This window comes from Streptomyces sp. AC602_WCS936 (genome assembly GCF_019049125.1).
Classification (GTDB): Bacteria; Actinomycetota; Actinomycetes; order Streptomycetales; family Streptomycetaceae; genus Streptomyces.
Genome location: NZ_JAGMUF010000054.1, coordinates 364,537 through 382,526 on the forward strand (window position 1 = coordinate 364,537; position 17,990 = coordinate 382,526).

The following is a 17,990-nucleotide window of genomic DNA, read 5'->3' on the forward strand; positions in this document are numbered from 1 at the left end:
CGCGCCAAGGTCGAGGCACGAACGCGCACCCCAGGAGGTCGGCCATGCCCATCGCGACGGTGAATCCGGCGAACGGCGAGACGCTCAGGACGTACGAGGCCATGGGCGAGGAGGAGATCGAGCGTCGGCTCCAGCTCGCGGAGGCCACCTTCCGCACGTACCGGACGACGGGCTTCGACGAGCGGGCCCGGCTGATGCACCGCGCCGCCGATCTGCTGGAGGCGGACCAGGACGAGATCGGCAAGGTGATCACCACCGAGATGGGCAAGCCGGTCAAGCAGGCCCGCGCGGAGGCCGCCAAGTGCGCCAAGGCGATGCGCTGGTACGCCGACCACGCGGCGGAGCTGCTCGCCGACGAGGAGCCCGCCGAGTCCGACGTCAAGGACTCCGGCGCCTCCCGGGCCCTGGTCCGCTACCGGCCGCTCGGCCCGGTGCTCGCGGTGATGCCGTGGAACTTCCCGCTCTGGCAGGTGGTCCGGTTCGCCGCCCCCGCGCTGATGGCGGGCAACGTCGGCCTGCTCAAGCACGCCTCGAACGTGCCGCAGACGGCCCTGTACCTGGAGGACCTGTTCCACCGCGCGGGCTTCCCCGAGGGCTGCTTCCAGACCCTGCTGATCGGCTCGGCGGCCGTGGACGACGTCCTGCGCGACGAGCGCGTGCGGGCCGCGACCCTGACCGGCAGCGAGCCGGCCGGCCGCGCGGTCGCCTCCACCGCCGGGGAGATGATCAAGAAGACGGTGCTGGAGCTGGGCGGCAGCGACCCGTTCGTGGTGATGCCGTCCGCCGACGTCGACCGGGCCGCCGAGGTCGCGGTGACCGCGCGCACCCAGAACGCCGGTCAGTCCTGCATCGCCGCCAAGCGGTTCATCGTGCACACGGACGTGTACGACGCCTTCGTCGCCCGCTTCACCGAGGGCATGAAGGCGCTGCGGGTGGGCGACCCCATGGACGAGGGGACCGAGGTGGGCCCGCTCTCCAGCGAGCGGGGCGTCGAGGACCTCGTGGAGTTGGTGGACGACGCGGTGCGCGGCGGCGCCGAGGTGCTGTGCGGAGGCGAACGCCCGGGCGGACCCGGCTGGTACTACCCGCCGACCGTACTGGCCGGCGTGACCCGCGAGATGCGCATCCACCGCGAGGAGGCCTTCGGCCCGGTCGCCACGCTGTACCGCGCGGCCGACCTGGACGAGGCGGTGCTGATCGCCAACGACACCGACTTCGGCCTCAGTTCCAACGTCTGGACCCGCGACGACGCCGACGTCGACCGCTTCGTACGGGACCTGGAGGCGGGCGGCGTGTACGTCAACGGGATGACGGCGTCCCATCCGGCGTTCCCGTTCGGCGGGGTCAAGCGGTCGGGCTACGGGCGTGAGCTGTCCGGGCACGGAATCCGGGAGTTCTGCAACATCACCACCGTATGGCACGGAGCGTGAGCCTTCCGCGACTACGATCCCCTTTGTGAACCGCGAAGTGACCCTGCCTCTGATCGTCGACGACCGCGGCACGCTCCAGGTCGCCGCGTCCGACGTGAGCAAGCTGCTGCGCACGGTGGGCGGGCGCTGGCTGCACCTGGTGGAGGCCGGCGAGGAGAGTCTGGACGAGGACACGGTCGCGGCCCTGACCATCGAGCTCGCCAAGCTGGCCGACCGGATCGACGTGGCTTGCATCGCCCACAGCAGCGGCCAGTCCACCTGACGCCACGCCCGCCCGTCCCCGCCCGTCCCCGCCCGTTCCCCGAGACGGAGTAGCCCGGCGAGAGATCGCCGCTCCCGTGAGTGATCGTGGGTGAGCGCCCCGAAAAGGGCGCGGCACTTCCCGGCCGGGGGGCGCGAGCCTTCCGCGAGGCGAAAGCAGGCACGGTACATGGCGACTTTGTGCAGACCCTCGGTGTCCGTTCCGGAGCACGTGATCACGATGGAGGAGACGCTGCAGCTGGCGCGCGAGCGCCACGCCGACCATCCCCAACTGCCGCTGGCCCTCCGGTTGATAGAGAACACCGGGGTGCGCACCCGGCACATCGTGCAGCCCATCGAGGAGACCCTGAAGCACCCCGGTTTCGAGGACCGCAACCGGCTCTACGAGCGGGAGGCGAAGGCCCGGGTCCCGGCGGTGGTCCAGCGGGCCCTGGACGACGCGGAACTGCTCACCACCGACATCGACGTGATCATCTACGTGTCGTGCACGGGCTTCATGATGCCGTCGCTGACGGCGTGGCTGATCAACGAGATGGGCTTCGAGAGCACCACGCGGCAGATACCCATCGCCCAGCTCGGCTGCGCGGCCGGCGGTGCCGCCATCAACCGGGCGCACGACTTCTGCACGGCCTACCCCGAGGCCAACGCGCTGATCGTGGCCTGCGAGTTCTGCTCGCTGTGCTACCAGCCCACCGACATCGGCGTGGGCTCCCTGCTCTCCAACGGCCTGTTCGGCGACGGCATCGCCGCCGCGGTGGTCCGCGGCCGGGGCGGCACCGGCGTCCGGCTGGAGCGCAACGGTTCGTACCTGATCCCCAAGACCGAAGAGTGGATCATGTACGACGTGAAGGCGACCGGCTTCCACTTCCTGCTGGACAAGCGGGTGCCGGCCACCATGGAGCCGCTCGCGCCGGCCCTGACGGATCTCGCGGGCACCCACGGGTGGGACGCCTCCGACCTGGACTTCTACGTGGTGCACGCGGGCGGGCCGCGGATCCTGGACGACCTCAGCAAGTTCCTCAAGGTCGATCCGCACGCGTTCCGGTTCAGCCGGGCCACGCTCACCGAGTACGGGAACATCGCCAGCGCCGTCGTCCTGGACGCGCTGCGCAGGCTCTTCGACGAAGGCGGCGTCCACGACCGGGCGCGCGGGCTGCTGGCCGGTTTCGGTCCGGGCATCACCGCGGAGATGTCCCTGGGTCGCTGGCAGACCTCCGACGAGCAGACCTCCGACGAGTTGCGAGGCGTGAGGCAAGCGTGACTGAAGAAGCGATCGACCGGGCCGCTCCGCCGGTCCGGGACTGGCCGACCGTCGACCTGCCGGGCACCGACTTCGACCCCGTCCTGACCGAGCTGATGCGCGAGGGGCCCGTCACCCGGATCTCGCTGCCCAACGGCGAGGGCTGGGCGTGGCTGGTGACCCGGCACGACGACGTCCGCCTGGTCACCAACGACCCCCGGTTCGGCCGCGAGGCGGTCATGGACCGGCAGGTCACCCGGCTCGCCCCGCACTTCATCCCGGCGCGCGGCGCGGTCGGTTTCCTGGACCCGCCGGACCACACCCGGCTGCGCCGCTCGGTCGCCGCCGCGTTCACGGCGCGGGGCGTCGAGCGGGTGCGCTCCCGGTCCCGTTCCATGCTCGACGAACTCGTCGACGCCATGCTGAAGGCCGGCCCGCCGGCCGACCTGACCGAGGCGGTCCTCAGCCCCTTCCCCATCGCGGTGATCTGCGAGCTGATGGGCGTCCCGGCCGCCGACCGGCACAGCATGCACACCTGGACCCAGCTGATCCTGTCCTCGTCGCACGGCGCGGAGGTCAGCGAGCGGGCCAAGCAGGAGATGAACGACTACTTCGCCGACCTCATCGGAGTGCGGTCCGACGGCACCGGCGAGGACGTCACCTCACTCCTCGGTGCCGCCGTCGCCCGGGACGAGGTCACGTTGGCGGAGGCGGTCGGGCTCGCGGTCCTGCTCCAGATCGGCGGCGAGGCGGTCACCAACAACAGCGGGCAGATGTTCTACCTGCTGCTGACCCGCCGGGAACTGGCCGAACGCCTGCGTTCCGAGCCGGAGATCCGTCCACGGGCCATCGACGAGCTGCTGCGCTGGATTCCCCATCGCAACGCGGTCGGGCTGTCCCGGATCGCCCTGGAGGACGTGGAGCTGCGAGGGGTGCGGATCCGGGCGGGCGACGCGGTCTACGTGTCGTACCTGGCCGCCAACCGGGACCCGGAGGTCTTCCCGGACCCGGACGCGATCGACTTCTCCCGCAACCCCAACCCGCACGTGTCCTTCGGCTTCGGCCCGCACTACTGCCCCGGCGGCATGCTGGCCCGGCTGGAGTCGGAGCTGCTGGTCGACACCCTGCTGGACCGCGTGCCCGGCATGAAGCTCGCGGTGCCGCCCGAGGACGTGCCCTTCAAGAAGGGGGCGTTGATCCGCGGGCCCGAGGCCCTGCCGGTGACCTGGTGAGCGCGCTCGCGGCGGCGACCGAGGGGCTGCTGGTGCCGCCGGGTCACGGGCGGGTCGTCCAGGCGCCGGCCCAGCACGTCACCTTCAAGGTGACCGGTTCGCACTCGCGCATGGCCTCGACCTTCGAGGTGATCGTGCCGCCGGGCTTCGACGTCGGCGCCCACGTGCACACCCGCAGCGAGGAGCTGTTCTACGTGCTGGAGGGCGAGCTGGACGTGCTCGCCTTCGAGCCGCGCGTCCGTACGCCGGACAACTGGCAGAGGTGGGAGTCCAGTTCCGGCAACCGGGTGGTCCGTGCCACGCCGGGCACGGTCATCGTCGTACCGCCCGGTTGCCCGCACGCCTTCGCGAACCCGACGGGCGAGCCGGCCAAGATGTTCTTCCAGGCCAGCCCACCCCCGGACCACGAGCGCTACTTCGAGGAACTGCTGGAGATCCTCGGCGACGGGGGTCCCCCGGACCATGAGGCAATCGAGGCACTCAGGGCCAAGTACGACATCCAGCAACTAACGCCACTCAGGCACAGGTGAGACACCCAGGGGCGCGGGGCAGTATCGATGTGCGGCTCCGCCGCGTGGGCGCGACCAGCCACAACGAACCCGCACCCCGCACCACACAGAACCCCCAACGGCGCTCAACGAATCGGTATCCCGGCGAGCGTCCGCGCGATCACCAGCCGCTGGATCTCACTCGTCCCCTCGAAGATCGTGTAGATCGCCGAGTCCCGGTGCATCCGCTCCACCGGGTACTCCCGCGTGTAGCCGTTGCCGCCCAGGATCTGCACCGCCTGGGCGGTGACCTTCTTCGCCGTCTCGCTCGCGAAGAGCTTGGACATCGAGCCCTCGGCCGCCGTGAACTGCTTGCCGTTGATCGCCATCCAGGAGGCCCGCCACACCAGCAGCCGCGCCGCGTCGATCGACGTGCGCATGTCGGCGAGCTGGAAGGCGACGCCCTGGTTGTCGATGATCGGGCGGCCGAACTGCTCGCGCGTCTGGGCGTACTCCAGCGCCACCTCGTACGCGGCACGCGCCGTGCCCACCGCCATCGCGCCGACCGCCGGACGGGATGCCTCGAAGGTGGCCATCGCGGCGTTCTTCACGCGCTCCCCACCCTTCTTGGCCTTCTCCCGGGCGCGGGCCAGGCGCGCGTCCAGCTTCTCCTTGCCGCCGAGCAGGCAGGACCCGGGCACGCGCACGTTGTCGAGGACGACCTCGGCGGTGTGCGAGGCGCGGATGCCGTGCTTCTTGAACTTCTGGCCCTGGGACAGTCCCGGGGTGTTCGGCGGGACGATGAAGGACGCGTGGCCCTTGGAGCCCAGCTCGGCGTCGACCACCGCGACGACGACGTGGACGTTGGCGATGCCGCCGTTTGTCGCCCAGGTCTTCGTTCCGTTGAGCACCCACTCGTCCTTGGCCTCGTCGTACACCGCGCGGGTGCGCATCGAGGCGACGTCGGAGCCGGCGTCGGGCTCGGAGGAGCAGAAGGCGGCGACCTTCACGTCGTTCGCGTCGCCGTACATCTGGGGGATCCAGGTGCCGATCTGCTCCTCGGTACCGTTGGCGAGGACGCCGACGGCGGCGAGGCCGGTGCCGACGATGGACAGGGCGATGCCGGCGTCACCCCAGAACAGCTCCTCCATCGCCATGGGGATGCCGAGGCCGGTGGGGTCGAAGTACTGCTGGGCGTAGAAGTCGAGGGAGTAGATGCCGACCTTGGCGGCCTCCTGGATGACCGGCCAGGGAGTCTCCTCACGCTCGTCCCATTCGGCGGCCGCGGGACGGATGACGTCGGCCGCGAAGCCGTGCAGCCAGTCCCGGACCTCCTTCTGTTCGTCGTTGAGCTCCATGGTGAACTCGGCCATGTCCCCTCCAGTGACGCACGTGCATGTTACTTGCGGTAACCCGAGTCTGTTACCGACGGGTAAGAAAAGTCAACCTCCGAGAACCCGTCGCCCTCCCGTTCGATGTCCCACGTCCTGTGGGTGTTAGTTTGCGCAGGCGTCACCGAACGAGCACGGGTGGGGAGAGCACATGGACACCACACAGCGGACCGATCAGCAGCGGTCCGCCGACCGCAGACGGCGCGAACTTCTGGAGGCCGCCGACCGGGTGGTGCTGCGCGACGGCCCGCAGGCCTCGATGAACGCCATCGCCGCCGAGGCCGGCATCACCAAGCCCATCCTCTACCGCCACTTCGGCGACAAGAGCGGACTCTACGCCGCCCTCGCGCAGCGGCACACCGACGCGCTCCTCTCCTCGCTGCGGGCCGCCCTGGACGCCCCGGCGGAGCGGCGCAGGCGCGTCGAGGCCACCCTGGACACCTATCTGGCGGCCATCGAGGCACGCCCGCAGGTGTACCGCTTCCTGATGCATCCGGCCGAGGGCAGCACCGCGCCGGGCGACCAGGCCGAGTCCGGCTTCGACGTCGGCAAGCACTCGGCACCGCTGCTGCGCCGCATGGGCGAGGAGCTGGCGCAGGTCATCGAGGAGCGCCTGGACGTCGGGCCGGGCACCCAGCAGTTGGCCCGGGTCTGGGGCCACGGGATCGTCGGCATGATGCACGCCGCCGGGGACTGGTGGCTGGGCGAACGCCCGTGCTCCCGGGCGGAACTGGTGCGCAGCCTGGCCGACCTGCTGTGGGGCCGGCTCGCCGAGGCCGGGGACAAGGCGGGCGGCCCCGGGTTCTAGACCGGGCCCCTGGCCTCGTCGCCCGCCCGCTCCGGCGCCCCCGCACGCCCCCACGACGCCCTGGCCGCCCGCCGCAGCACACGGCGCCTGCGCCATCCCGTGAGGCGGTCGACGTAGATGCCGCCCTCCAGGTGGTCGCACTCGTGCTGGAGGCACCGCGCGAAGAACCCCGTGCCGCGCACGGTGACCGGCTCCCCGGTCACCGTGAAACCCGCCACCACCGCCTCGTCGTGCCGCTCGGTCCCCGCCTCCAGCCCCGGCAGCGACAGGCAGCCCTCCGGCCCGCGCACCACCATCCCGCCGGTCTCCACCAGCCGCGGGTTCACCACGTGGCCGAGGTGGCGCTCGTCCTCGTCGTCCGGGCAGTCGTAGACGAAGACCCGGGCCGCCTCCCCGATCTGGTTGGCCGCGAGACCCACACCGCGGGCGGCGTACATCGTGGCGAACAAGTCCTCCACGAGCGCCGCGAGTTCCGGACCGAAGTCCCTCACCTCCGCGCAGGGAGCGTGCAGGACGGGGTCGCCGAGGAGACTGAGGGGCCGGACGCGCCCGTGGGCGCCCGGGATGGAGCCGTGTCGCATGGCGGCAAGAGTAAGGTCCTTGTGTCCCCCGGCGGCGCGCGCCCACCGCCGGAGCCCCGTGGCCGGTGCCGCGATTCGGGAGTGCGAATGGATCTCGATAGGCTGAGGTCCCACCACGTGGCCGTCAGGCTTCACAGGCTTCAGGCGCGGCGCGTACGCAAGGAGGATCGAGAACTGATGGCAGGCACCTCGGACCCGCTCACGCCGCGGGCCAAGATCGCCGTGACCGCGGGCAAGGCGGTCGCGGCGGCATCTCGCGCCGCCGGGCGCGGCAGCGGTTCGGTGATCGGCGGCCGGGTCGCGCTGAAACTCGACCCCGACCTCCTTCACCGGCTCGCCCAGCACCTGGACGTGACCCTGGTCTCGGCGACCAACGGCAAGACCACCACGACCCGGCTCATCGCCGAGGCGCTCAAGGCGGCCGGCCCGGTCGTCTCCAACGCGCTCGGCGCCAACATGCCGGCCGGCATCACCTCGGCCCTCGCGGCCGGTTCGGAGGCGCGGTTCGGCGTCATCGAGGTCGACGAGAAGTACCTCGTCGGCGTCGCCCAGGCCACCGAGCCGAAGTGCATCGCCCTGCTCAACCTCTCCCGCGACCAGCTCGACCGCGCCGCCGAGACCCGGATGCTCGCCGAGAACTGGCGCGAGGGCCTGGCCGGTTCCAAGGCCGTGATCGTCGCCAACGCCGACGACCCGCTGGTGGTGTGGGCCGCGTCCTCCTCCCCCAACGTGATCTGGGTCGCCGCCGGGCAGATGTGGAAGGACGACGCCTGGTCCTGCCCGTCCTGCGGCGGTGTGATGCAGCGTCCGGGCGACGACTGGTTCTGCGGCGAGTGCGGCTTCCGCCGCCCGACGCCGAGCTGGGCGCTCTCCGGCGACCACGTCCTGGACCCGCACGGTTCCGCCTGGCCGATCCACCTCCAGCTGCCGGGCCGCGCCAACAAGGCCAACGCCGCCTCCTCGGCCGCCGTCGCCGCCGTCTTCGGGGTGCCGCCGCAGGTCGCGCTGGAGCGCATGTACCAGGTGCAGGCGGTCGCCGGACGCTATGACGTCGTCCAGTTCCAGGGCCGCGACCTGCGGCTGCTGCTCGCCAAGAACCCGGCGGGCTGGCTGGAGACCTTCTCCCTGATCGACCCGCCGCCCGCCCCGGTGATCCTCTCGGTGAACGCGCGCGGCGCCGACGGCACCGACACCTCCTGGCTGTGGGACGTCGACTACACCCGGCTGTCCGGCCACCCGATCTGCGTGGTCGGCGACCGCAAGCTGGACCTCGCGGTGCGCCTGGAGGTCGCGAACCAGCAGTTCCAGGTGTGCGAGGACCTCGACCAGGCGGTGTCGCTGTGCCCGCCCGGCCGGATCGAGGTCATCGCGAACTACACCGCCTTCCAGGACCTGCGCCGCCGCGTCGGCAACTGACCGCGTAACTTCAGGGGACTCTCGTGAGCGACAACCAACTGCGGATCGTCTGGATCTACCCGGACCTGCTCAGCACGTACGGCGACCAGGGCAACGCCCTCGTCGTGGAGCGCCGGGCGCGGCAGCGCGGCCTCGACGTGGCCCGGCTCGACGTGCGCAGCGACCAGCCGATCCCGACCTCCGGCGACATCTACCTCATCGGCGGCGGCGAGGACCGCCCGCAGCGGCTCGCGGCCGAGCGGCTGCGCCGCGACGGCGGTCTGCACCGGGCGGTGGAGAACGGCGCGATCGTCTTCTCCGTCTGCGCCGGCTACCAGATCCTCGGCCACGAGTTCATCAACGACCTGGGCCAGCGCGAGCCGGGCCTCGGCCTGCTCGACGTGGTCTCCACGCGCGGCGAGGGCGCCCGGTGCGTCGGCGACGTCCTCGGCGACATCGACCCGCGCCTGGGCCTGCCCCCGCTGACCGGCTTCGAGAACCACCAGGGCGTCACCCACCTCGGCCCCAGCGCCCGCCCGCTCGCCCAGGTCCGCTTCGGCAACGGCAACGGCACCGGGGACGGCACGGAGGGCGCGTACAACGACACGGTCTTCGGCACGTACATGCACGGCCCGGTGCTGGCGCGCAACCCGCAGATCGCGGACCTGCTGCTGAAGCTGGCCCTCGACGTGAACGCGCTGCCGCCGACCGACGACCGGTGGTACGAGGCGCTGCGGGGCGAGCGGATCGCGGCGGCGCAGCAGCCCGCCTGACGGCTGCCGGAAGCCTGCCGGGACGGCCCGTCTGATGACTCATCCGCACAGGTGAGCGGGCACGTCCAGTAGGCGGACGCACGGTTCGGTCCCGCCCCCCGATGCCGCTAGGGTGGCGGGGATCGAGCCGGACAGCGCGGTCCGGACCCGTGCCACTTGAGAAGGTATTTCGGGCTATGCGCATTGGTGTCCTCACGTCCGGCGGCGACTGCCCCGGCCTGAACGCCGTCATCCGGTCCGTCGTGCACCGTGCCGTCGTCGACCACGGCGACGAGGTCATCGGTTTCCGGGACGGCTGGAAGGGCCTCCTGGAGTGCGACTACCTCAAGCTCGACCTTGACGCCGTGGGCGGCATACTCGCCCGCGGCGGCACCATCCTCGGCTCCTCCCGGGTCCGTCCCGAGCACCTGCGGGACGGCGTGGAGCGCGCCCGCGGCCACGTCGAGGAACTCGGCCTGGACGCGATCATCCCGATCGGCGGCGAGGGCACGCTCAAGGCGGCCCGACTGCTGTCCGACAACGGCCTGCCGATCGTGGGCGTGCCGAAGACCATCGACAACGACATAGCGGTCACCGACGTGACCTTCGGCTTCGACACGGCGGTCACCGTCGCCACCGAGGCCCTGGACCGGCTGAAGACCACCGCCGAGTCCCACCAGCGGGTGCTGATCGTCGAGGTCATGGGCCGTCACACCGGCTGGATCGCGCTGCACTCGGGCATGGCGGCCGGCGCGCACGCCGTCGTCGTTCCGGAGCGGCCCTTCGACATCGACGAGCTGACCGCGAAGGTCGGCGAGCGGTTCTCGGCGGGCAAGCGGTTCGCGATCGTGGTCGCCGCGGAGGGCGCCAAGCCGAAGCCCGGCACGATGGACTTCGACGAGGGCGGCAAGGACGTCTACGGCCACGAGCGCTTCGCCGGTATCGCCCGTCAGCTCTCGATCGAGCTGGAGGAGCGGCTCGGCAAGGAGGCCCGGCCGGTGATCCTCGGGCACGTGCAGCGGGGCGGGACGCCCACGGCGTACGACCGGGTGCTGGCGACTCGGTTCGGGTGGCATGCGGTGGAGGCGGTGCACCGGGGGGAGTTCGGGATGATGACGGCGCTGCGCGGGACGGACATCAGGATGGTTCCCTTGGCCGAGGCGGTGGAGTCTCTCAAGACGGTGCCGGATGCGCGGTACGCGGAGGCGGAGTGCGTTCTTTGAGGTTGCTGTAGTACGCCGTCCGCGGCGCGTACGTGGTTGCTCGCGCCCACGCGGCGGAGCCGCACATCGATACAGCCCCGCGCCCCTCAGGGGCGCGCTACACCGCCCCGGTCACAAGTGTGGCCGGGGGCGGTTCTACGCTTGGCTTCGGACAAGCGGCGTTCAACCGCGCTCAACCCCCACGAAACAGGAGCCGGCGGATGGATCACAGCGGGCACGGCATGATGATGGATCTGCCGCCGTTCACGCTGGGGCGAGGTCTCGCGTGGTCGGCGGACCCCTTCTTCCTCATCGCCTGTCTGCTGGGACTGGCACTCTACGGCTGGGGTGTCGTCCGGCTGACCCGGCGCGGGGACAAGTGGCCGGTCGGCCGGACCGTGTCGTTCGTCGTCGGTGTGCTGAGCGTGCTGCTGATGATGTGCACCAAGCTCAACGACTACGGCATGGTCATGTTCAGCGTGCACATGGTGCAGCACATGATCATCAGCATGGTTTCGCCGATCCTGCTGCTGCTCGGCGCGCCGATCACGCTGGCCCTGCGCGCGCTGCCCACGGCTGGCCGTGGCCGCAAGGGCCCCCGCGAGCTGCTGCTGATGCTGCTGCACAGCCGCTACATGCGGATCATCACGCACCCCGCGTTCACCATCCCGCTGTTCATCGCGAGCCTGTACGGGCTGTACTTCACCCCGCTCTTCGACTTCCTGATGGGCTCCAAGGTCGGGCACATCGGGATGATGGTGCACTTCCTCGCCGTCGGGCTGGTGTTCTTCTGGCCGATCATGGGCGTGGACCCGGGCCCGCACCGGCCGGGCTACGTGATGCGGATGCTGGAGCTGTTCGCGGGCATGCCGTTCCACGCGTTTTTCGGCATCGCGCTGATGATGGCGTCCGGGCCCATGGTCGAGACGTTCCAGAACCCGCCCGCCTCGCTCGGCATCGACGCCCTGTCCGACCAGAACGCGGCCGGCGGCATCGCCTGGGCCTTCAGCGAGGTCCCGTCCGTGCTGGTGCTGCTCGCCCTGCTGTTCCAGTGGTACGCCTCCGAGGAGCGGCAGGCCCGGCGCACCGACCGGGCCGCCGACCGTGACGGTGACAAGGAACTCGAGGCGTACAACGCCTATCTGGCCTCACTGAACACACGCGGCGGCTGAGCGGCGTCTTCGTTCAGTAGCATGTGGCGCGTCGGGGGAACCGCCCGGGGGGAGCGGTATGGCGCGTCATGCTTTTTCGGGCCAGGTGATCGCCGGTCGCTTCGTGCTGTTGCGTCCGCTCGGAGACTGCCGTCCGGCGCGCGTGTGGCTGGCCCACGACCAGAGGCTGGGCAACGAGGTCGCGCTGCGGGCCGCCGGCACCGACGTCCGGGACCTGCCGCCTCCGCGCGTCCATCCGCACGTGGTCACCGTCCATGACGTCGTGCGGCACGAGGGCGCCTCGTGGATCGTCATGGAGTACGTCCCCGGTGCCGTCAGCCTGAGGGAGCTGGTGGCCCGGCGCGGGCCGCTGGCGCCTGCCGAGTGCGCCCGGATCGGGCTCGCGGTGCTCGACGCGTGGGCCGCCGGGCACGGGCGGGGCGTGGAGCCGGCGGGCGTCCTGCTGGCGCCGGACCGCGCTGGGACGCCGTACGGCCGGGTTCTGCTGACGGGCCGCGGCACGGCCGCCCCGCTGGACGGTGACGGTCTCCGCTCGCTGGGCCGCACGCTCCACCACGCCGTCGAGGGCCGCGATCCCTCCGGCCGGGGCCTGCCCGTGCCTCCCGTGCGGGCCGGTGCGCTCGGACCGCTGCTGGAGAGGTTGCTCGCCGGTCCGCCGCCCCGCGTCACGGTGGCCGAGGCGGAGGCGGAACTGGCGTGGATCGTCACCCCGCAGACCGACACGTACGTCCGGCCGCGGACCGACCCCGGATCACAGCCGCCCTGGTCCGCGGCGCCCACGCCTGTCTCCGGGTCGGCCCCGCCGCACGGCGGGCACCGACGGCCGCGTCCGCGCGCGCTGCGTGCCGCCCTGGCCGGCGGGCTCGGTGTACTGCTCGCCCTGGGCGGCGTCTGGTATGCCCTGGCCGACCGCGGGGCCGACGGGACCGGGGCGCCGTACGGCGGCGCCGTGGGGCTGGTGGCGCCGTTGGAGGACGGGGACTGCGTGCGCGCCCGCTGGCCGGGCGGCACCCGGTTCGCGGGGACCCCGCGCCTCACCGTGGACGCGGACTGCCGGGGTGGGGCGCCCGACGGGCAGGTGATGGCGTTCGTGCCCGCCTCCTCCGCCGGGGAGGCCCGCGAGCTGGGGCCCGCGCGCTGTGAGGAGCGGACCCGGGAGCTGCGGGCCCGGCTGGCCGGGGTGCGGAGTGTGGCGGTCGTACCCGTCGAGGACGGGTTCGAGACCGCCCGGCGGCGCACCGCCTGCCTGGTACTGGGGGCGCACGGGCCGCTGTACGGGCCGCTGGGGCGGCACCGGGAGCCCGGTTCGGTGTTCGCGGACACCGCGACCATGCAGCGCCGGGACTGTCTGGACGTACGTTCCGCACGAGAGGTCCGGCTGGTGTCCTGCGGCGGGCGGTACGACGCCCAGGTGCTGGGATTCACCCGGTTGGGCGAAGACGTCACGCTCTCCGAGGCGCCCTCGGCGGCGGACGAGACGTGCGCGCGGGAGGTGCCGCCGCGCGACTACGGGTTCGACCCCTCCCTGCACGAGGCCGGGTCCCGGACGGCCGCGGGTCCGTGGAAATCCGGGTCACATCTTGTCGTCTGCACCGTACGGAGGCAGAACGGGGGCACCATGGAGGGGAACGGACCATGAGGAGGGTGTTGCGATGCCCGGTTCCACGGACAGTTCGACGAAGACGATGGGGGCGCTCACCATCGGAGGCTTGGTCGCGGTGACGGCCTACACGGTGGCGCTCGGGAGCAACGGCTGGCTGTGGTTCGGCTGGGTCGTGCTGGGGCTGATCACCGTGGGGATGGTCGCCACGCGCAGCGCCTGAGCCCCGCGCAGGGGTGCCTGAGCCCCGCGCAGGGGTGCCTGAGCCCCGCGCAGGGGCGCCCCGCACCGTCTCACTCGCGGCCGACGCGGCCCGCCGAGTGCACGCCCGGCTGGTATTTCGGCAGCCGGACGGTGATCTTCATGCCCGCGCCGACGGCCGTCTCGAGGACGAGGCCGTGGTCGTCCCCGTAGACCTGGCGGAGACGGTCGTCGACGTTGGACAGCCCGATGCCGCCCGAGGGACTGACCTCGCGCGCCAGGATGCGGCGCAGCAGGCCGGGGTCCATGCCGGCGCCGTCGTCCTCGATGACGACCAGGGCCTCGGCACCCGCGTCCTGCGCGGTGATCTGGATGCGGCAGCGGTCGGACTTGCCCTCCAGCCCGTGTTTGACGGCGTTCTCGACGAGCGGCTGGAGGCAGAGGAAGGGCAGGGCGACCGGCAGCACCTCGGGGGCGACCTGGAGGGTGACGGAGAGGCGGTCGCCGAAGCGGGCCCGCACCAGCGCCAGGTAGTGGTCGATGGCGTGCAGCTCGTCGGCGAGGGTCGTGAAGTCGCCGTGCCGGCGGAACGAGTAGCGGGTGAAGTCGGCGAACTCCAGCAGCAGCTCGCGGGCGCGCTCGGGGTCGGTGCGGACGAAGGAGGCGATCACCGCGAGCGAGTTGAAGATGAAATGCGGGGAGATCTGGGCGCGCAGGGCCTTGATCTCGGCCTCGATGAGCCGGGTGCGGGACTGGTCGAGGTCGGCCAGCTCCAGCTGGACGGAGACCCAGCGGGCGACCTCGCCGGCCGCCCTGACCAGGACCGCGGACTCGCGGGGCGCGCAGGCGACCAGGGCACCGTGGACCCGGTCGTCGACGGTGAGCGGGGCGACGACCGCCCAGCGGACGGCGCAGTCGGGGGTGTCGCAGGTGAGCGGGAAGGCTTCGCCGCGGCCGGTCTCCAGCGGACCGGCGAGGCGTTCCATGATCTCGGTGCGGTGGTGGGCGCCCGCGCCGTCCCAGACCAGGACCTCCTTGAGGTCGGTCAGGCACAGCGCGTCCGTGCCGAGCAGCGAGCGCAGCTTGCGGGCGGACTTGCCGGCCGTCTCCTCGGTCAGACCGGCCCTGAGCGGGGGCGTGGCCAGGGAGGCGGTGTGCAGGGTCTGGAAGGTGGCGTGCTCGACCGGGGTGCCGAGCCCGCCCAGGTGCTGCGGGCGGGCCGTGCGGCGCCCCAGCCAGAAGCCCGCGGCCAGCAGGGGCAGTACAGCGACGGCCAGACCGGCCAGGAATCCGCTCACGGAGCCGCTCACGGGGACACCTCCTTGCGCAGTTCGTCCGCGCGCAGCTCCTCCGGCAGGTGGAAGCGGGCCAGGATCGCCGCCGTCCCGGCCGGCACCCGCGCCGGGGTGGCCAGCGAGACCAGCACCATGGTGAGGAAGCCGAGCGGCACCGACCACAGCGCTGGCCAGGCCAGCAGCGCGTGCAGCGCACCGCCGCCGCCCGGGAAGCCGCCCATGGTGGCCGCGACGGCGAGCAGCGCCGAGCCGCCGCCCACCAGCATCCCGGCCGCCGCGCCGGGCGGGGTCAGGCGCCGCCACCAGATGCCGAGGACCAGCAGCGGGCAGAAGGACGAGGCGGACACCGCGAAGGCGAGGCCGACCGCGTCGGCGATCGGCAGTCCGCCGACCAGGGCGCTCGCCGCCAGCGGCACCGCCATGGCGAGGACCGTGCCGAGCCGGAAGTGGGGCACGCCCCGGGACGGCAGCACGTCCTGGGTGAGGACGCCCGCGATCGCCATGGTCAGCCCGGACGCGGTGGACAGGAACGCGGCGAAGGCGCCGCCCGCCACCAGCGCGCCCAGCAGGTCGCCGCCCACTCCCCCGATCACCCGTTCGGGCAGCAGCAGGACGGCGGCGTCCGCGTCGCCGGTGAGGGTCAGCTCGGGGGCGTACATGCGGCCGAGGGCGCCGTAGACGGGCGGCAGCAGGTAGAAGGCGCCGATCAGGCCGAGGACGGCGACGGTGGTGCGGCGGGCGGCGACGCCGTGCGGGCTGGTGTAGAAGCGGACCACCACGTGGGGCAGGCCCATGGTGCCCAGGAAGGTGGCGAGGATCAGACCGTACGTGGCGTACAGCGGGCGTTCGGTGCGGCTCTCGGCCCGCGACGGCGACAGGGCGTCGTCGGCGCCGCGTCCGGCGGCCGGGACGGCGGCGTTCTTGGCGAAGGTGAGGCGGGTGCCGGCCTCGATGCGGTGGGTGCCGGTGGGCAGGTCGACCCGGGTGCCGTCGTGGGCGCGGCCGTCCACGGTGCCGTCGACGGTGACGGTGAGCGGCCGCTCCAGCTTGAGGGTGAGGGTGTCGTCGACCCGTACCGAGCGCTGCTCGCGGAAGGTGGCGGGTTCCTCGAAGGGGCGGCCGGGGGCGCCGTCGCCCTGCCAGGCCAGCACCAGGAAGAGGGCGGGGACGAGCAGGGCGGTGAGCTTGAGCCAGTACTGGAAGGCCTGGACGAAGGTGATGCTGCGCATGCCGCCGGCCGCGACGATGGCGGTGACGACGACGGCGACGATCACCCCGCCGAGCCAGTCGGGCGCGCCGCTGAGGACGGTGAGGGTCAGTCCGGCGCCCTGGAGCTGGGGCAGCAGGTAGAGCCAGCCGACGCCGACGACGAAGGCCCCCGCCAGCCGCCGTACCCCCTGGGAGGCGAGCCGGGCCTCGGCGAAGTCGGGCAGCGTGTAGGCGCCGGAGCGGCGCAGCGGGGCGGCGACGAACAGGAGCAGGACGAGGTAGCCGGCGGTGTAGCCGACCGGGTACCAGAGCATGTCGGGTCCCTGGACGAGGACCAGGCCGGCGATGCCGAGGAAGGACGCGGCGGAGAGGTACTCGCCGCTGATGGCGGCGGCGTTCAGGCGGGGGCCGACGGTGCGGGAGGCGACGTAGAAGTCGGAGGTGGTGCGGGAGATGCGCAGGCCGAAGGCGCCGACGAGGACGGTGGCCACGACGACGAGGGCGACGGCGGGTATGGCGTACCTGGAGTTCACGGTGCCTTCATTGCCTTCGGTGCCTTCAGGGCCTGGTCCGGCGGGGTCATCGGTCCTCGACCAGGCGCACGAAGTCGCGTTCGTTGCGCTCGGCGCGGCGCACGTACCAGCGGGCGAGGAGGACGAGCGGGGCGTACAGGCCGAAGCCGAGGACGGCCCACTCCAGGCGGCGGGCGTCGGGCATCGCCGCGAACAGCAGCGGCAGCGGCCCGACGAGGAGGCCGAGGACCGCGAGGGCGGCGAGGCCGGCGCGCAGCTGGCTGCGCATCAGGGAGCGGACGTAAGTGTGGCCGAGGGTGGTCTGCTCGTCGATCTCGGTGCGCGGCCGGTAGTAGCCCGAGGCGCGTCGGGTGCGCCTGGGCGGGCCGGTGACGGTGACGCGGCGCTCGGCGGGGTCCTGGGGCACGGTTCACGGCCTCCGCATGAGCAGGTCCCGCAGTTCGCGGGCGTGGCGGCGGCTGACCTGGAGTTCCTCGGTGCCGACCAGGACGCTGACGCTGCCGGCGTCCAGGCGGAGTTCCCCGATGTGGCGCAGGGCGACGAGGTGGCGGCGGTGGATGCGGACGAAGCCGCGGGCGCGCCAGCGTTCCTCCAGGGTGGACAGGGGGATGCGCACGAGGTGGCTGCCCTTGTCGGTGTGCAGGCGGGCGTAGTCGCCCTGGGCCTCGACGTGGGTGATGTCGTCGACGGGGACGAAGCGGGTGACGCCGCCGAGCTCCACGGTGACGTGGTCGGGGTCGGGTTCGTGCACGGGGACGCGGGGGGCCGGGGACGCTTCGGTGCCACGCCGTTCGGCGGCCCTGCGCACCGCTTCCGCCAGCCGCTCCCTGCGCACCGGTTTGAGTACGTAGTCGACGGCCTTGAGGTCGAAGGCCTGGACCGCGAAGTCCTCGTGCGCGGTGACGAACACGACCAGCGGGGGCCGGGCGAACCCGGTCAGCAGCCGGGCGAGGTCCAGTCCGTCGAGGCCGGGCATCTGGATGTCGAGGAAGACGACGTCGATGGCGTCCGGCCCGTCGGGACCCGACTCCAGGGCCCGGTTGATGCGGCGCAGCGCCTCGGTCGCGTCGCCCGCGCCCTCCGCCGTGCCGATGCGGGGATCGGCGTTCAGCAGGTACACGAGTTCCTCGAGCGTGGGGCGTTCGTCGTCGACAGCCAGGGCGCGCAGCATGAAGGTGGAGTGTAGGAGTAATCCGTACG

General features: G+C 72.2%; 18 protein-coding genes. 12 read left to right on the top strand and 6 right to left on the bottom strand.

Annotation, left to right across the window (positions count from 1 at the left end; genetic code table 11):
- Positions 1–44: 44 nt before the first annotated feature.
- From KUM03_RS19010 to KUM03_RS19030, 5 genes are all read left to right on the top strand, one after another.
- Entirely contained in the window at positions 45–1,430 is a 1,386-nt protein-coding gene (locus tag KUM03_RS19010) for an NADP-dependent succinic semialdehyde dehydrogenase (RefSeq protein WP_217250388.1), read from the top strand.
- A 25-nt stretch (positions 1,431–1,455) separates the two neighbouring features.
- A complete protein-coding gene (locus KUM03_RS19015) occupies positions 1,456–1,692 on the top strand; it encodes a DUF6213 family protein (RefSeq protein ID WP_073731305.1) in 237 nt (78 codons plus the stop codon).
- Positions 1,693–1,782: 90 nt separating this feature from the next.
- Positions 1,783–2,952 (top strand): type III polyketide synthase, encoded by a 1,170-nt coding sequence (locus tag KUM03_RS19020; RefSeq protein ID WP_308406356.1) that lies wholly within the window; start codon positions 1,783–1,785, stop codon positions 2,950–2,952.
- A complete protein-coding gene (locus KUM03_RS19025; RefSeq protein WP_217250391.1) occupies positions 2,949–4,163 on the top strand; it encodes a cytochrome P450 in 1,215 nt (404 codons plus the stop codon). Before KUM03_RS19020 ends, KUM03_RS19025 begins: the two co-directional genes overlap by 4 nt.
- The gene (locus KUM03_RS19030) at positions 4,160–4,693 is read left to right on the top strand and encodes a cupin domain-containing protein (RefSeq protein WP_217250393.1); all 534 of its coding nucleotides are present in this window, start codon (positions 4,160–4,162) and stop codon (positions 4,691–4,693) included. The genes KUM03_RS19025 and KUM03_RS19030 overlap by 4 nt, the downstream gene beginning before the upstream one ends.
- Positions 4,694–4,797: 104 nt before the next feature.
- On the opposite strand, the gene KUM03_RS19035 is transcribed toward KUM03_RS19030, so the two are convergent.
- Positions 4,798–6,024, bottom strand: a complete 1,227-nt coding sequence (locus tag KUM03_RS19035; RefSeq protein WP_217250400.1) for an acyl-CoA dehydrogenase family protein — start codon at positions 6,022–6,024, stop codon at positions 4,798–4,800.
- A gap of 169 nt (positions 6,025–6,193) precedes the next feature.
- On the opposite strand from KUM03_RS19035, the gene KUM03_RS19040 reads away from it, so the two are divergent.
- The gene (locus KUM03_RS19040; protein ID WP_217250402.1) at positions 6,194–6,850 is read left to right on the top strand and encodes a TetR family transcriptional regulator; all 657 of its coding nucleotides are present in this window, start codon (positions 6,194–6,196) and stop codon (positions 6,848–6,850) included.
- On the opposite strand, the gene def is transcribed toward KUM03_RS19040, so the two are convergent.
- Positions 6,847–7,431: a peptide deformylase gene (gene def, locus KUM03_RS19045; protein WP_217250404.1), complete on the bottom strand. Its 585-nt coding sequence runs from the start codon at positions 7,429–7,431 to the stop codon at positions 6,847–6,849. The two genes, KUM03_RS19040 and def, sit on opposite strands and share 4 nt — an antisense overlap.
- Positions 7,432–7,608: 177 nt before the next feature.
- Here def and KUM03_RS19050 point away from each other — a divergent pair, with 177 nt between their 5' ends.
- From KUM03_RS19050 to KUM03_RS19075, 6 genes are all read left to right on the top strand, one after another.
- Entirely contained in the window at positions 7,609–8,847 is a 1,239-nt protein-coding gene (locus KUM03_RS19050) for a MurT ligase domain-containing protein (RefSeq protein WP_217250406.1), read from the top strand.
- Positions 8,848–8,870: 23 nt separating this feature from the next.
- Positions 8,871–9,599: a type 1 glutamine amidotransferase gene (locus KUM03_RS19055; RefSeq protein WP_217250408.1), complete on the top strand. Its 729-nt coding sequence runs from the start codon at positions 8,871–8,873 to the stop codon at positions 9,597–9,599.
- A gap of 176 nt (positions 9,600–9,775) precedes the next feature.
- The gene (locus KUM03_RS19060) at positions 9,776–10,801 is read left to right on the top strand and encodes a 6-phosphofructokinase (protein WP_073731314.1); all 1,026 of its coding nucleotides are present in this window, start codon (positions 9,776–9,778) and stop codon (positions 10,799–10,801) included.
- Between the two features lie 200 nt (positions 10,802–11,001).
- Positions 11,002–11,952, top strand: coding sequence for a cytochrome c oxidase assembly protein (locus KUM03_RS19065; RefSeq protein ID WP_217250409.1), 951 nt, complete (start codon positions 11,002–11,004; stop codon positions 11,950–11,952).
- 58 nt (positions 11,953–12,010) lie between these two features.
- Positions 12,011–13,591 carry a septum formation family protein gene (locus KUM03_RS19070; protein WP_217250412.1) on the top strand — a complete coding sequence of 527 codons (1,581 nt, stop codon included), beginning with the start codon at positions 12,011–12,013 and terminating at the stop codon, positions 13,589–13,591.
- A 13-nt stretch (positions 13,592–13,604) separates the two neighbouring features.
- A complete protein-coding gene (locus tag KUM03_RS19075; protein WP_019327487.1) occupies positions 13,605–13,775 on the top strand; it encodes a membrane protein in 171 nt (56 codons plus the stop codon).
- Between the two features lie 70 nt (positions 13,776–13,845).
- On the opposite strand, the gene KUM03_RS19080 is transcribed toward KUM03_RS19075, so the two are convergent.
- Genes KUM03_RS19080 through KUM03_RS19095 form a run of 4 tightly spaced genes read right to left on the bottom strand, consistent with a single transcriptional unit; the run spans position 13,846 to position 17,961 of the window.
- Positions 13,846–15,051, bottom strand: coding sequence for a sensor histidine kinase (locus KUM03_RS19080; RefSeq protein ID WP_217250610.1), 1,206 nt, complete (start codon positions 15,049–15,051; stop codon positions 13,846–13,848).
- A gap of 8 nt (positions 15,052–15,059) precedes the next feature.
- A complete protein-coding gene (locus KUM03_RS19085; protein ID WP_217250414.1) occupies positions 15,060–16,790 on the bottom strand; it encodes a cation acetate symporter in 1,731 nt (576 codons plus the stop codon).
- Positions 16,791–16,836: 46 nt separating this feature from the next.
- On the bottom strand, positions 16,837–17,196 hold the full coding sequence (locus KUM03_RS19090; protein ID WP_217250416.1) for a hypothetical protein: 360 nt from the start codon (positions 17,194–17,196) through the stop codon (positions 16,837–16,839).
- A 3-nt stretch (positions 17,197–17,199) separates the two neighbouring features.
- Positions 17,200–17,961, bottom strand: coding sequence for a LytTR family DNA-binding domain-containing protein (locus KUM03_RS19095; RefSeq protein WP_217250418.1), 762 nt, complete (start codon positions 17,959–17,961; stop codon positions 17,200–17,202).
- Positions 17,962–17,990: the final 29 nt, after the last annotated feature.